We start from the raw sequence: 13,548 nt of genomic DNA, 5'->3' as shown, positions 1-13,548 counted from the left end.
GCCAACGCGCCCCCATGCCCTATATAGGGCCAGTAGCGCGCTCTCGGACGCGGGCGGATGCAAATCGGGACTCCTGACATGACCGACACGACCTCCATCAAACACCCGACACCGTTAACATCGGGTGATTTCACCGCGGCGGAGGAGCCGTTTGCCCTGTTCGGCGAATGGTTTGCGGAAGCGGTCAAGTCCGAGCCGAACGATCCGAACGCGATGGCGCTCGCGACCGTCGACGCCGACGGACTGCCGGACGTGCGGATGGTGCTGATGAAGGGCTTCGACGCCGACGGTTTCGTGTTCTACAGCCACATTGCGAGCGCCAAGGGCCGCGAATTGGCCGCAAATCCTAAGGCCGCTTTACTATTCCACTGGAAATCTTTGCGCCGTCAGGTGCGCATACGGGGGCCGGTCGCGCCGGTGACCGATGCCGAGGCCGACGCCTATTTCGCCACAAGGCCGAAACAGGCGCAGATCGGCGCTTGGGCCAGCAAGCAGTCGCAGCCCCTGGAGAGCCGCTTCGCCTTCGAGCAGGCGATCGCCAAGACCGGCGCGAAATACGTGATCGGCGAGGTGCCGCGTCCGCCGGGCTGGAGCGGCTGGCGGATCACGCCGCAGCGCTTCGAGTTCTGGCACGACCGCCCGTTCCGCCTGCACGACCGCATCGAATTCCGCCGCGACGGCGCCGGCAGCGCCTGGTCGAAGGTGCGGCTCTATCCTTGATACGACAGCCTGAAAGACACCATGTCCCCTCCTTCCAACGCGCCGCGCCGTACCCTGCTCCTTACCGGTGCCAGCCGCGGCATCGGCCACGCCACCGCGATCCGGTTTGCTTCCGCCGGCTGGCGCGTCATCACCTGCTCACGGCATGCATTTCCGGAAGTCTGCCCCTGGGGCGCGGGACCGGAAGATCACATCGAGGTCGATTTCGGCGATCATGACGACACGGTTCGCGCCATCTCCGAGATCCGCAAGCGGTTGGTGAACGACGAGTTGCACGCGCTCGTCAACAACGCCGCGATCTCGCCAAAGGGGGCGGGCGGCGCGCGGCTCGGGACCATGGACACCGATATCGAGACATGGCTGCACGTGTTCCGCGTCAACTTCTTCGCGCCGATTATGCTGGCCCGTGGACTGATCGACGAGCTCAAGCACGCCAGGGGCGCGGTGGTGAACGTCACCTCGATCGCAGGCTCGCGCGTGCATCCGTTCGCCGGCGTAGCCTATGCGACCTCGAAAGCCGCACTGGCATCATTGACGCGGGAAATGGCATCCGATTTCGGCCGCGTCGGCGTCCGCGTCAATTCGATCGCACCGGGCGAGATCGACACCTCGATCCTGTCACCGGGCACCGAGAAGATCGTCGACCAGCAAATCCCGATGCATCGCCTCGGCACGCCGGACGAGGTCGCCAAGATCATTTACGTTCTCTGTACGGAGACCAGCTCTTACGTGAACGGTGCGGAAATCCACATTAACGGTGGTCAGCACGTCTGAGCTTGGGATGAGCCGTTATTTTGGCGAAGGAAGTTTCGAGGCGATCCCGGCCGCCGCCGCGGCCGTCACTTTGGGATAGCTTCACTTGCAGGCGTAACAAGGCAAACGAGGCTTCTGCCTCCGAGGCTTCGGCCTCTAGTCGGCGTAAAACCGGCGCGACTTCTTCTCAGGCTGCAGCGCGATGTCGTTCAACGCGCTGGAGCAATCGTCTTCGTCCTCGCCATCAAGCAGCGCCGCGCCACAGTAACGGCAAAGTCTCGGCGAGATCGCCTGCACCTTGCCTGCTGCGCGGTCCTGTTGATAGCGCGCAAAGTCGATGACGTTACGCCGTGGCGTTATGATCTTCTCAACCATTGCTGTCCTCCGGCTTCGAGGCGGGCGTTATCGCAGACAAGTTTCGCCCAAACGTTCAGCGCAACACTCAAATTTTAGCAGAGGAAATAAGGCAGTTGCCCGAATCCCAAAATGCGACGCGTGCCCTGAAAAACAGGCCCTACAGCCACTTCTTCCACTTGAAGATCCAGTACGGCACGATCGCCGCAATCAGCATCAGCACCAGCGCGTACGGATAGCCGTGCGTCCACTCGAGTTCCGGCATCAGCTTGAAATTCATGCCGTAGATCGAGGCAATCAGCGTCGGCGGCATCAGGACAACAGCCATCACCGAGAACAACTTGATGATGTTGTTCTGTTCCAGATTGACCACGCCGAGCATGGCGTCGAGCACGAAGGTGATCTTGTTGGAAAGATAGGACGCGTGGTCGGTCAGTGAGGCGACGTCACGCTGCATGGTCTTGAGCTGCTCGCGCATGTCCTTGGACCATTTCACCCCTTCCACGATTGCGGAGAGGAAGGTGACGAGGCGGCCGATCGAGACCAGGCTTTCGCGGACCTTCGAGGTCAGGTCGCCCTTGCGGCCGATCGTGATCAGAATCTGCGAATATTGCTTGGCGTGGCCGTGGCGCTCGCTCTCCGGCTCGAAGATGTCGTGGGAGACCTGGTCGATGTCGGCCCCGCAGCGCTCCAGGATGTCGGCGCAACGGTCGATCACCGCGTCCAGTAGTTCCATCAGCACCTGCTCGCCGGTGATGCTGGGGGCGCAGGCGCGCGCCAGCTTGTTCTCGACCAGCGCGAACGGCTTCGGCAGGTCGTAGCGCACGGTGACCAGGCGATGGCCGGTCAGGATGAAGGTGACCGCCGTGGTGCGCGGCATGTCGGTGTCGGATTGGCACATCAGCGTCGCGGTCATGTAGCGCGCGCTGTTCTCGATATAGAGACGGCTGGAGATCTCGATCTCCTGCATGTCTTCCCGGGTCGGAACCGCGATCCCCGCCAGCTTCTCGACGGCCCGGTCCTCCTCCACGGTCGGATTCACCAGATCGACCCAGACCGCGCCCTCGGGCAGCGACGCCAGGTCGGTGATGGCGGCCTTCTTGAGGGAGAAATCCGAAGGAACGAACGCCGACAGCATCAGGAACTCCAAGAAACAGGGCCGACAAACAGGGCTGGCAGGACCCGCCGACTTAGCGCGATTCTGGCTGGCGCTTCATGACCGGGGCATTAACCGGGCGTCCATCTTTGTGGCAGCCAAGTGGCGGTGAATGTGACGCGACGCGGCTTCGACTCGGTGACCGTTGCCTGTTTGCACAAAAACCAGCCTCGCGCCAGAACACTTGCGGCAAAAAAGCCACAGACGACGTCCCGCGATGCGGGAAAGGCATCTAAAGTCTGGGAATAATGGCAGGTTTCGGCAATAATGCCCTTCATGGAATCGTGGCGTTTTGGGCGCACTTTTGACGCTTTGAGACGCGGGTTTTCGATTGGAATGTAATCATGTCGTTCAAAGTTACCTTTGGAATCCTGGCCGCGGGCCTGATGTTGTCGGGTTGCATGCAGGCCACGACCTTTGAGGCAACCAACACCGCGAACTTCAAACCGCGTGACAAGGAACTCCTGGCCAAGACCACCTACGTCAAGACCCCGGTGGCCGAGCCGTTCCGCCGCGCCATCGTCGAGTATCACCGCAAGGAAGCGCCCGGCTCCATCGTGGTCGATTCCGACAACCATTACCTCTACTACGTGATGAACGACGGCAAGGCGATCCGCTACGGCATCACCGTCGGCGAAGAGGCGATGGCCTGGTCCGGCATCGCCAAGGTCGGCAGCATGACCGAATGGCCGGCCTGGCACCCGACCCCCGGCGAAATCTCGCGCCTCGGCGTTCCGACCTTCGTGGCACCCGGCCCGGACAATCCGATGGGCTCGCGCGCGATGTATCTCTATTCGGGCGGCAAGGACACGCTGTTCCGCATCCACGGCACCAACCAGCCGGAATACATCGGCTCGTCGATCTCCTCGGGCTGCATCCGCATGACCAATGAGGACGTCATCGACCTCTACGGCCGGGTCAAACTCGGCACCATCGTCGTGGTGCTGGAGCCGAAGCACGGCGACTCGCCCTACAAGCCGCAGATGGCGCTGCAGGGCGGCGGCAACGTCCCCTACTGATCCCGATCACACCGCAATCGCGATCAAAGGCGCCGGCTTTGCCGGCGCTTTTTTGTTGGCTGCGGTTTGGTCTCGGCAGCGCCGTCGGGGGCGGCCGCATCATCTGATTTCGCGGCATCGGCCTTGGCGTCGTCAGTCTTGTCCGATTTGGACGCATCGGATTTGGACGCGACTTCGCGCGGCGGCGCCTCTTCGGGGCGCTCGGCCGGCAATAGCGGCGCTGTCTGAGGCAGCGGGTCGTACACATTCCACTGGCAGATCCGGTAATTGTTGCGACGCTCAATCAGGTCGAGATGGACATGGTCCTCGTGGTACCAGTCCGAGCCCGGACCGAGCACGGTGGAGAAGCGGGCGCAGACCGAATGCAGCACGGTCTCGCGCAGGTCGCGCGCAACGCTGCGGTCGGTCAGCGAGATCGACTTGCCGTTGGCGAGACCGAACGCGCGCACATCGAGCGCATTGGCGCGGCCGTGTTCGGAGAGCTGGGCACCGGCGATGCGATTGCGGCCGCGGCACTCGAACGAGTCGAAATTGTCGAGATTGCTGATCCCGCCGCCAAGGCTCTGCGCCAGCGGCGCGATATCGGTGCGGACCCAGTCGGCGACAGCGGCGGCCATCTTGCAGCGAAGGATCGCCGCGGGCTTGACCGCGACCTTGCGCCTGTCGGGCAGCACGATCGCCTCCAGCCGCACCAGATCCTCGCCGCCGCAGCCCCCGGCGCCGTGGATGTCGGGAATGCTCGGCGCGATCGCGATCTCCTCGGTGAGGGCCTGCCGGCAGGCCGACAGTTGCGGCGCGGCGGGCCCGGCCGGTTTTGCGACTTCGGCCGGCTTCGCCGTCTCGCTGGGCCTGGCGGCCTCGGCAGGCGCCGCTGGAGGCTGCGGCGCGGCGGCAGGCGGCTCGGCTGCCGCAGGCGTGTCAACTGCTGGCGCCTCGGCCGGGCGCGGCTTCGGCAGCGGCACTGCTGCGCGGCGGGCCGTCTTGTGCGGCCGCAGCGGCCTGGTGCCGAACAGATCGTCCCACGGAAAGCCTGGGGCGCGGCGGGCAGCTTCGGCGGATCCTGCTTGCATGCCAAGGCAAATTAGCGCAGCGGCAGCGGTAACCATTGCCGCGCTGGCGCGACGAAACGCACCATCAGGCCATTTTCGGCTTGCTTTCTCCGCGCTACAGTTCATGTCAATTCCATGATTTTACTGCCGGCCGCCCAAGATGCCGGTGGATCATGCGTGAGGATCGAGGAGGGATTTGCGTATGCTTGGTTTGATGCAAGATTGGCCCTTGCTGTGCCACAAGATTATTGAGCACGCCGCCAAATATCACGGCACGCAGGAAGTCGTGACGCGGTCGGTCGAAGGCCCGATTCATCGCACCACTTACGCCGAAATCCATGCCCGCGCGCTGAAAGTTTCGCAGAGCCTGGAGCGCGACGGCATCAAGCTCGGCGACCGCGTTGCCACCATCGCCTGGAACACCTGGCGCCACCTCGAGGTCTGGTACGGCGTCATGGGGATCGGCGCGATCTGCCACACGGTCAATCCGCGGCTGTTTCCGGAACAGATCGCCTGGATCGTCAACCACGCCCAGGACCGCATCGTCATCACCGACCTCACCTTTGTTCCGGTGCTGGAGAAGATCGCCGGCCAGCTGCCGAGCGTCGAACGCTACGTGGTGCTGACCGACAAGGCGCACATGCCGCAGACCACGCTGAAGAACGCGGTCGCCTATGAGGACTGGATCGCGGCGTCCGACGGCAAGTTCGAATGGAAGACCTTCGACGAGAACACCGCCGCGGCGATGTGCTACACCTCCGGCACGACGGGCGATCCCAAAGGTGTCCTTTATTCGCACCGCTCCAACGTGTTGCACGCGCTGATGGCCAACTCGAAGGACGCGCTCGGCACCTCCGCGTCGGACACAATGCTTCCGGTGGTCCCCTTGTTCCATGCCAACAGCTGGGGCATTGCCTTCTCCGCCCCGTCGATGGGCACCAAGCTCGTGATGCCCGGCCCGAAGCTCGACGGCGCCTCGGTCTACGAGTTGCTGTCGACCGAGAAGGTAACCCACACCGCGGGTGTGCCGACGGTGTGGCTGATGCTGCTGCAATACATGGCCGCCAACAATCTCAAGCTGCCGGATCTGCAGATGGTGATCTGCGGCGGTTCGGCGATGCCGCGCTCGATGATCAAGGCCTTCCTCGACATGGGCAGCCAGGTGCGCCACGCCTGGGGCATGACCGAGATGAGCCCGCTCGGCACGCTGGCCACGCTGAAGCCGCCCTTCAACGATCGCGGCGGCGAGGAGCGGCTAGACATCCTGCAGACCCAGGGCTACCCGCCGTTCGGCGTCGAGATGAAGATCACCGACGATGCCGGCAAGGAGCTGCCGTGGGACGGCAAGACCTTCGGCCGCCTCAAGGTCTCCGGTCCCGCGATCGCGAAGGCCTATTTCCGGGTCGACAGCAACATCCTCGACGATGCGGGCTTTTTCGACACCGGCGACGTCTCGACGATGGACGAGCACGGCTATATGCGGATCACCGACCGCTCCAAGGACGTGATCAAGTCCGGCGGCGAATGGATTTCCTCGATCGATCTGGAGAACCTCGCGGTCGGCCATCCGGCGGTCGCCGAAGCCGCCGTGATCGGCGTCCATCATCCCAAATGGGATGAGCGGCCGCTGTTGATCGTGCAGCTCAAGCAGGGCGAGAGCGCCACGCGTGAGGACATCCTGAAGTTCATGGACGGCAAGATCGCCAAATGGTGGATGCCCGACGACGTCGCCTTCGTCGACGGCATTCCCCACACCGCGACCGGCAAGATCCTGAAGACCGCGCTGCGCGACCAGTTCAAGGACTACACCTTCCCGACCGCCGCGGCGTGAAGCTAACGCTCGTCATGCCCGGGCTTGACCCGGGCATCCACGCCTTCGTGTGCCGCAAGACATGGATGGCCGGGTCAAGCCCGGCCATGACGATCTGGGGGTGATGCCCAAATCCCTTGAATTCGCCGCAGGTCCGTGGTCTCACACGATCATTGGCGGCGGCTGAGGTCGCCCAAGGACATCTCAACCGGCAGATTTTTCGACGATGGCGCGCAGGTTTTCCGCTCCCTACCAGCAGGAGCCCGTGTCCGGTCTCGCCACCTGGTCGCGCAACCTCGCCATCTTTGCCGTCGTCGCGGTGGTGGTCTCGATCCTCATCGTCCGCTTCGGGTTCCTGGAGGTCAAACCGGCGCTTATGACCTTCTTCGGCGCGCTGGGCTTGGCCGGCCTGTCGATCCTGCTCGGGCTCGCCGCCTTCGCCGCGATCTGGCAGAACGGCACCCGCGGCATGGGCCGGATCCTGCTCGCGCTCGTGATCAACGCCGCGATCCTCGCCTACCCGGCCTACCTCACCTACCAGTACCGCAAGCTGCCGCGGATCTACGACATCACCACCGACGCGATCGACCCGCCGAAATTCGAGGCGCTGGCCCGGCTGCGCACCGGGGAAGGCACCAACCCGGCCGCCTATGCCGGCCTCTATTCGGCCGAGCAGCAGCGCGCGGCCTGGCCCGATATCGAAACCGTCGAGCTCGAGGCCCCGGTCGACCGCGCCTATGAGATGACCTTGCGGCTGGTGAACCGCCGCAAATGGCTCGTCATCGACGCCCGCGCGCCGCAGCCGCCGCGCCACATCGGCCGGATCGAGGCGGTGGCGCGCACCCCGATCATGGGTTTCCGCGAGGACGTCTCGATCCGGATCACGCCCGACGACGAGGACTCGCGTGTCGATATCCGATCGGCTTCGCGCTATTTCGACGCCGATCTCGGCAGCAACGCTGCGCGGGTTAAGAGGCTGATCGAGGACCTCAACACCGCCGCCGACAACGACAACGCCAAACCGGCCAAGAAGGCGGTCCCTGCCGCGCCGCCGAAGACGCCGCCGGCGAAGACGGTGAAGAAGTAATCTTCTCGTCATTCCGGGGCGCGCCAACGGGTCCGCGCAAAGCGCGGCCCGATGACAGGCTCCGCGCGAGCCCGGAATCCATCGGGCCGCAGACTCCATGGTGAAATGGATTCCGGGTTCGTGCTTCGCACGCCCCGGAATGACAGGCTAGGCCACTCTGTACGTGCCGCCGATCACCGGATCGCCATCGGTCGCCACGATGCCGCGCGCGACCAGATCCTCCAGATGCGCCAGCACCGAATAGCCGGCGGCGTTGGCGAGGCGCGGATCGAGCCCGATATAGATCGCCCGCACCATGGTCGGGATGTCGGCCTCGCCCTTGCCGAGGCGATGCAGGATCGACGCCTCACGAGCCCGGCGGTGCCGCGCCAGGAAGCGGACATAGCGCGGGCCCTCCGGAATCTCCGGGCCGTGACCGGAGAAATAGAGCTGCTCGGGCCGCTGCTCCAGCCGCTCCAGCGAGGCCATGTAGTCGATCATCGAGCCGTCGGGCGGCGCCACGATCGAGGTCGACCAGCCCATCACATGGTCGCCGACGAAATTGATGCTGCGCTCGGCCCATGCGAACGCCAGATGGTTGGCGGTGTGGCCGGGGGTGGCGACCGCCTCCAGCGCAAAGCCTGTGCCCTCGATGACGTCGCCGTGCTTGACCTCGACGTCGGGCCGGAAATCGCGGTCCGCGCCGGACTCCGGATTGTGCTTCTCGCTCTCGAAGCGCGGGCGCGAGGCGCGGTGCGGCCCCTCCGCGTAAACCGGTGCGCCGGTCGCAGCCTTGATCCGCGGCGTGTTCGGCGAATGGTCGCGATGGGTGTGGGTGACCAGGATGTGGGTCACGGTCTCGCCTTTGACCGCATCGAGCAGCGCCTTCGCATGCGCCTCGTCATCGGGACCGGGATCGATGATCGCGACCTTGCCCTGGCCTATGATGTAGCTGACCGTGCCGGTGAAGGTGAACGGGCTCGGATTGTTGCAGAGGACGCGGCGCACGCCGGGGCGGACCTGTTCGACCACGCCGGGCTGCAGCGGAAAATCGCGGTTGAACGGGATGTCGTCGTTGTCGGCCATGGCTCTTGTCCGTGATGTCCGGCTTCTCTTTGACCTCGTCATGCCCGGGCTTGTCCCGGGCATCCACGTCTTCCGTTGCGAGCCCCAAGACGTGGATGGCCGGGACAAGCCCGGCCATGACGGCGTTTGGGTGAGCGCTCCTTACGAGAACGCCTGAATGCCGGTGATCGCGCGGCCGAGGATCAGGGCGTGGACGTCGTGCGTGCCCTCATAGGTGTTCACGGTCTCGAGGTTCGCGGCGTGGCGCATCACGTGATACTCGATCTGGATGCCGTTGCCGCCGTGCATGTCGCGCGCCATGCGGGCGATGTCGAGCGCCTTGCCGCAATTGTTGCGCTTGACGATCGAGATCATCTCCGGGGCCATCTTGCCCTCGTCCATCAGGCGGCCGACGCGCAACGAGGCCTGCAGGCCGAGCGCGATCTCGGTCTCCATGTCGGCGAGCTTCTTCTGCACCAGCTGCGTGGCGGCGAGCGGCCGGTTGAACTGCTTGCGGTCGAGCGTGTATTGCCGCGCGCGGTGCATGCAGTCCTCGGCGGCGCCCAGCGCGCCCCAGGAGATGCCGTAGCGGGCGCGGTTGAGGCAGCCGAACGGACCCTTGAGGCCGGAGACGTTGGGCAGCAGCGCGCTTTCCGGCACCACCACATTGTCGAGCACGATCTCGCCGGTGATCGAGGCGCGCAGCGACAGCTTGCCGCCGATCTTCGGCGCCGACAGGCCCTTCATGCCCTTCTCGAGGATGAAGCCGCGGATCTGGTTGTCATGCGCGGCCGACTTGGCCCACACCACGAAGACGTCGGCGATCGGCGCATTCGAGATCCACATCTTGGCGCCGTTGAGCTTGTAGCCGTCGGCCACCTTCTCGGCCCGGGTCTTCATGCCGCCGGGATCGGAACCGGCATCCGGCTCGGTCAGGCCGAAGCAGCCGACCCATTCGCCGGTCGCGAGCTTGGGCAGATATTTCTTGCGCTGGTTTTCGTCGCCATAGGCGTAGATCGGATACATCACCAGCGACGTTTGCACCGAGTTCATCGAGCGATAGCCGCTATCGACGCGCTCGATCTCGCGCGCGACGAGGCCGTAGGCCACGTAGCTCGCATTGGCGCAGCCGTATTCCTCGGGCAGCGTGACGCCGATCAGGCCAAGCTCACCCATCTCGTTGAAGATCTCGCGATCGGTCTTCTCTTCCAGATAGGCCTTGGTGACCCGTGGAGCCAGCTTGTCCTGCGCATAGGCCCGCGCGGTGTCGCGGATCAGGCGCTCGTCTTCGGTGAGCTGCTCGTCGAGCAGGAACGGATCATCCCACTGGAAGCTGGCGGCAGCCGGCTTGTCCTTGGCCTGGGGGCGCACGCTCATGAAACATCCTTTCGCATCGTCACTCGGAAATTGGCGGATAAATTAAAGCGCTATGCTGCGAAGCGCAATTGAATTGGGATCATTGTCATTCCGGGGCGATGCGTGAGCATCGAACCCGGAATCTCGAGATTCCCCGGGGCGCCGTTGCGCCCCTGCGGTCTGGTCCTTCGGACCATCCCGGAATGACGAACGTCAGGTCTCCAGCTTCTCGTTCGACACGATCTCGATGCCGAAACCGGACAGCCCCTTGTAGTCGTGGACCGACGAAGTGAGGTGCCGGATCGAGGTGACGCCGAGATCGCGCAGGATCTGCGCGCCGACGCCGACCTCGCGCCACTGCTTGTGGCGATCGGCCTCCGCGGTTTTCGACTCTTCGACCGGCTGCACCGGAACTCCGGCGGCACCATCGCGCAGATAGACCAGAACGCCGCGGCCGGCAGCCTTGAAGTGCCGCAGCACGGCTTCCATGCGCGCCGGCCCGGTGAAGAGGTCTTTGACGATGTTGGGCTTGTGCAGCCGCGTCAGCACGTCCCGGCCGTCGCCGATGCCGTTATAGACGAAGGCGGCGTGCATGATCTCGTCGAACGGCGAGCGATAGGCATAGCCCTGGAGCGGCCCGATCGGGCTTTCGGTGGTGAAGGTCGCGACCCGCTCGATCAGCTTCTCGCGCGCCTGGCGATAGGCGATCATGTCCGCGATCGTGACATGCTTGAGCTTGTGGGCGGTTGCGAATTTCGCGACCTGCTCGCCCTTCATCACGGTTCCATCGTCGTTCATCAGTTCGCTGATGACGCCGACCGGCGGCAGGCCCGAGAGCCGGCACAGATCGACCGCGGCCTCGGTATGGCCGGAGCGCAGCAGCACGCCGCCGTCACGCGCGATCAGCGGGAAAATATGGCCCGGGCGGGCAAAGTCGTTGGCACCGGCATTGGGATTGGCGAGCGCGCGGCAGCAGGAGGCGCGTTCCTCGGCCGAGATGCCGGTGCCGCCGTCGGGCTTGTAGTCGATCGAGACGGTGAAGGCGGTGGTGTGGTTGGACTCGTTGTGCGCCACCATCGGGTCGAGCCGAAGCCTACGGGCGTCCTCGGTGGTGATCGGCGCGCAGACGATGCCGGAGGTGTGGCGGATGATGAAGGCCATCTTCTCCGCCGTGCAGAACGACGCCGCGACGATCAGGTCGCCCTCGCCTTCCCGATCGTCATCGTCGGTGACGACGACAAGTTCGCCCTTCGCAAAGGCTTGCAGCACTTCCTGGATCGTATCGGCCATTGTCCTGACATCTCGTTATATGCAGGCAGTGGATTAGCCGGGTTCCGATGTCAGCGCCAGTATCATTATGCAACCCGCCATGCGTCCGGCAGGCATACCAGGACGGTGACCGGTACCGCATTCCAACGGATCATGCTCGCCTACGGCAACACCTCGCGCCGGTCGCTCAACTGGGCGTCCAGCTCGGCGCGCTTGTCGTCGAGCAGGCCGGCATCGGTGGCCTCGATCACCGCATAGAGCTCGCCGGCGTCGCTGAGGCGGGTCACCGTTACGTAATCGGCGCCGGCGGCGTAGAGGTCGTCGACGCCGGACAAGAGGTCCGCGGTGGCGACAACCTTCGCGGTCGGGTTCAGGGCGCGGACATGACGCACCAGCTTCTCGTTGTCGGCGCCGACCAGCAGGAAATCCGGCACGCTCAGGATGATAATCTCGGCCTTGCCGATGCCGGCATGGACCAGGGTATCGACATTGCTGATGTCGCCATAGATCACGTGCATGCCGCGATCGGTCAGCGTGCGGAACACCAGCGGATTGAAGTCGACGACGCTGATCTGCTCGAGCAGCGACTGGTTCTGCCGCTCGATCTGGCTGATCAGCGCGCTCGCGGCGCGGAAAAAACCGAGGATGACGATGCGGCGGATCTCGCCATGTTCGCCCTCTTGCCCGGCCTCGCCGCGGCCCTCGCCCTCCTGGTCGAGGTCGCGCAGCCCGATCCGCTTCAAGGGACCGATCAGGCCGCGCACGATCTGGTCGCTGCGGCCCATCGCGAAGGTCGAGAGCACCGCCAGCACCACGAACGCGAACGAGACTGCATTCGCGGTTTGGGTCGCGATATGGTTGGCGGCGACGCCGGTCTGGATCACCACCAGCGAGAACTCGGATACCTGCGCCAAATTGATCGCCGGCAGCAGGCTGGCGCGCAGGCCCTGCTTCATCAGATAGAGCGGCGTGAACGTCGTGACCAGGCGGCTTGCGACCGTGAAGGCCGCGATCACCAGCGCCAGCCCGATCACCTGTAAGCCCGGAACAGGGATCGTCATGCCGAGCGCAACGAAGAACAGCGTGATGAAGAAATCCCGCAGCGTCGTGACCTTGGCGGTGACGTCGAGCGCGTAGCGGAAGGTCGAGATCGAGACACCGGCGACCAGCGAGCCCATCTCGCGCGACAAATGCAGCCGTTCGGCGATCTCGCCGATCAGGAAGCACCAGGCCAGCGCGCCGAGCAGCACCAGCTCGGGCCGCCGCGCGATCTGGTGGAACAGCCGTGGCAGCACGTAACGGCTCAGCACCAGCGCGGTCGCGACCAGCACCGCAACGCGGGCGATCGACAGCAACACGACGCTGATCTGCAGATTGTCCAGGCTCGGCTGCACCGCCAGGAACAGGATCGCGAAGATGTCCTGCAACACCAGCACGCCCAGCGTAATCCGGCCCGGCAGCGTATCCAGCTCGCGCTTCTCGTAGAGCACCTTGACGATGATCACGGTCGAGGACAGCGCACAGGCGACGCAGAGATAGACCGCGTCGAACTTGCCGCCGCCGATCGCAAGCCCGATGGCTGCAAAGAACGCGACGCCGATCAGGCAGCCGCCCAGCAGCTCGCCGGCGCCGGCGAACAGGATGACCTTGCCGGCGCGGATGATCTTCTTGAGGTCGATTTCCAGCCCGATCATGAACAGCATGAAGATCAGACCGAGCTCGGAGATGATGCTGATCGACTCCTGGGACTTGACCCAGCCCATGCCGAATGGACCAATGAAAAAGCCGGCGATAAGGTACGCCAGTATCAGCGGTTGCCGGGAGAAATGGGCGAGCAGCCCGAGCCCCCAGGCAAACAGGATACAGAGCGTGATGTCGGGGATCAGTTCATGCATGCGTCAAAGACTTCCTGTTGCCGCAACCTAGAGGGC

At 64.4% G+C, this 13,548-nt stretch carries 12 protein-coding genes; 5 read left to right on the top strand and 7 right to left on the bottom strand.

Annotation, left to right across the window (positions count from 1 at the left end):
* Positions 1-78 precede the first annotated feature (78 nt).
* On the top strand, positions 79-720 hold the full coding sequence (gene pdxH, locus WDM24_RS11025; RefSeq protein WP_166298222.1) for a pyridoxamine 5'-phosphate oxidase: 642 nt from the start codon (positions 79-81) through the stop codon (positions 718-720).
* A gap of 21 nt (positions 721-741) precedes the next feature.
* Complete coding sequence (locus tag WDM24_RS11020; RefSeq protein WP_029081398.1) at positions 742-1,494, top strand: SDR family NAD(P)-dependent oxidoreductase; 753 nt, start codon at positions 742-744, stop codon at positions 1,492-1,494.
* Positions 1,495-1,629: 135 nt separating this feature from the next.
* Here the strand turns inward: WDM24_RS11020 and WDM24_RS11015 are convergent, their stop codons facing one another.
* Positions 1,630-1,848: a hypothetical protein gene (locus tag WDM24_RS11015; RefSeq protein WP_029081399.1), complete on the bottom strand. Its 219-nt coding sequence runs from the start codon at positions 1,846-1,848 to the stop codon at positions 1,630-1,632.
* 139 nt (positions 1,849-1,987) lie between these two features.
* Complete coding sequence (locus tag WDM24_RS11010; protein ID WP_166298223.1) at positions 1,988-2,965, bottom strand: magnesium transporter CorA family protein; 978 nt, start codon at positions 2,963-2,965, stop codon at positions 1,988-1,990.
* 362 nt (positions 2,966-3,327) lie between these two features.
* Here WDM24_RS11010 and WDM24_RS11005 point away from each other — a divergent pair, with 362 nt between their 5' ends.
* A complete protein-coding gene (locus WDM24_RS11005) occupies positions 3,328-4,002 on the top strand; it encodes a L,D-transpeptidase (RefSeq protein WP_166298224.1) in 675 nt (224 codons plus the stop codon).
* A 23-nt stretch (positions 4,003-4,025) separates the two neighbouring features.
* Here WDM24_RS11005 and WDM24_RS11000 read toward each other — a convergent pair whose 3' ends face one another.
* The gene (locus WDM24_RS11000) at positions 4,026-5,177 is read right to left on the bottom strand and encodes an extensin family protein (protein ID WP_414645706.1); all 1,152 of its coding nucleotides are present in this window, start codon (positions 5,175-5,177) and stop codon (positions 4,026-4,028) included.
* 76 nt (positions 5,178-5,253) lie between these two features.
* Here WDM24_RS11000 and WDM24_RS10995 point away from each other — a divergent pair, with 76 nt between their 5' ends.
* Both WDM24_RS10995 and WDM24_RS10990 read left to right on the top strand, forming a co-directional pair.
* Positions 5,254-6,882, top strand: coding sequence for a fatty-acid--CoA ligase (locus tag WDM24_RS10995; protein ID WP_166298226.1), 1,629 nt, complete (start codon positions 5,254-5,256; stop codon positions 6,880-6,882).
* A gap of 205 nt (positions 6,883-7,087) precedes the next feature.
* Entirely contained in the window at positions 7,088-7,948 is an 861-nt protein-coding gene (locus tag WDM24_RS10990; RefSeq protein WP_338831210.1) for a DUF1499 domain-containing protein, read from the top strand.
* A 147-nt stretch (positions 7,949-8,095) separates the two neighbouring features.
* Here the strand turns inward: WDM24_RS10990 and WDM24_RS10985 are convergent, their stop codons facing one another.
* From WDM24_RS10985 to WDM24_RS10970, 4 genes are all read right to left on the bottom strand, one after another.
* Complete coding sequence (locus tag WDM24_RS10985; RefSeq protein WP_338697517.1) at positions 8,096-9,013, bottom strand: MBL fold metallo-hydrolase; 918 nt, start codon at positions 9,011-9,013, stop codon at positions 8,096-8,098.
* Positions 9,014-9,154: 141 nt separating this feature from the next.
* Positions 9,155-10,369 (bottom strand): acyl-CoA dehydrogenase, encoded by a 1,215-nt coding sequence (locus WDM24_RS10980; RefSeq protein ID WP_029081406.1) that lies wholly within the window; start codon positions 10,367-10,369, stop codon positions 9,155-9,157.
* Positions 10,370-10,561: 192 nt separating this feature from the next.
* Positions 10,562-11,638 carry a 3,4-dihydroxy-2-butanone-4-phosphate synthase gene (ribB, locus tag WDM24_RS10975; protein WP_166298229.1) on the bottom strand — a complete coding sequence of 359 codons (1,077 nt, stop codon included), beginning with the start codon at positions 11,636-11,638 and terminating at the stop codon, positions 10,562-10,564.
* A gap of 140 nt (positions 11,639-11,778) precedes the next feature.
* Entirely contained in the window at positions 11,779-13,512 is a 1,734-nt protein-coding gene (locus tag WDM24_RS10970) for a cation:proton antiporter (RefSeq protein WP_338831209.1), read from the bottom strand.
* Positions 13,513-13,548: the final 36 nt, after the last annotated feature.

It is taken from the genome of Bradyrhizobium sp. 27S5 (assembly GCF_037217225.1).
GTDB lineage: Bacteria > Pseudomonadota > Alphaproteobacteria > Rhizobiales > Xanthobacteraceae > Bradyrhizobium > Bradyrhizobium septentrionale.
This window is presented reverse-complemented; position numbering and strand designations above follow the sequence as displayed.

What these genes read in the sequence shown, in the direction of transcription:
- WDM24_RS10990 (WP_338831210.1), top strand. Translation starts at nt 7,088, where the DNA reads ATGGCGCGCAGGTTTTCCGCTCCCTACCAGCAGGAGCCCGTGTCCGGT.
- WDM24_RS11020 (WP_029081398.1), top strand. Translation starts at nt 742, where the DNA reads ATGTCCCCTCCTTCCAACGCGCCGCGCCGTACCCTGCTCCTTACCGGT.
- WDM24_RS11010 (WP_166298223.1), bottom strand. Translation starts at nt 2,965, where the DNA reads ATGCTGTCGGCGTTCGTTCCTTCGGATTTCTCCCTCAAGAAGGCCGCC.
- WDM24_RS11015 (WP_029081399.1), bottom strand. Translation starts at nt 1,848, where the DNA reads ATGGTTGAGAAGATCATAACGCCACGGCGTAACGTCATCGACTTTGCG.
- WDM24_RS10980 (WP_029081406.1), bottom strand. Translation starts at nt 10,369, where the DNA reads ATGAGCGTGCGCCCCCAGGCCAAGGACAAGCCGGCTGCCGCCAGCTTC.
- pdxH (WP_166298222.1), top strand. Translation starts at nt 79, where the DNA reads ATGACCGACACGACCTCCATCAAACACCCGACACCGTTAACATCGGGT.
- ribB (WP_166298229.1), bottom strand. Translation starts at nt 11,638, where the DNA reads ATGGCCGATACGATCCAGGAAGTGCTGCAAGCCTTTGCGAAGGGCGAA.
- WDM24_RS11005 (WP_166298224.1), top strand. Translation starts at nt 3,328, where the DNA reads ATGTCGTTCAAAGTTACCTTTGGAATCCTGGCCGCGGGCCTGATGTTG.
- WDM24_RS10985 (WP_338697517.1), bottom strand. Translation starts at nt 9,013, where the DNA reads ATGGCCGACAACGACGACATCCCGTTCAACCGCGATTTTCCGCTGCAG.
- WDM24_RS10995 (WP_166298226.1), top strand. Translation starts at nt 5,254, where the DNA reads ATGCTTGGTTTGATGCAAGATTGGCCCTTGCTGTGCCACAAGATTATT.
- WDM24_RS10970 (WP_338831209.1), bottom strand. Translation starts at nt 13,512, where the DNA reads ATGCATGAACTGATCCCCGACATCACGCTCTGTATCCTGTTTGCCTGG.
- WDM24_RS11000 (WP_414645706.1), bottom strand. Translation starts at nt 5,177, where the DNA reads ATGAACTGTAGCGCGGAGAAAGCAAGCCGAAAATGGCCTGATGGTGCG.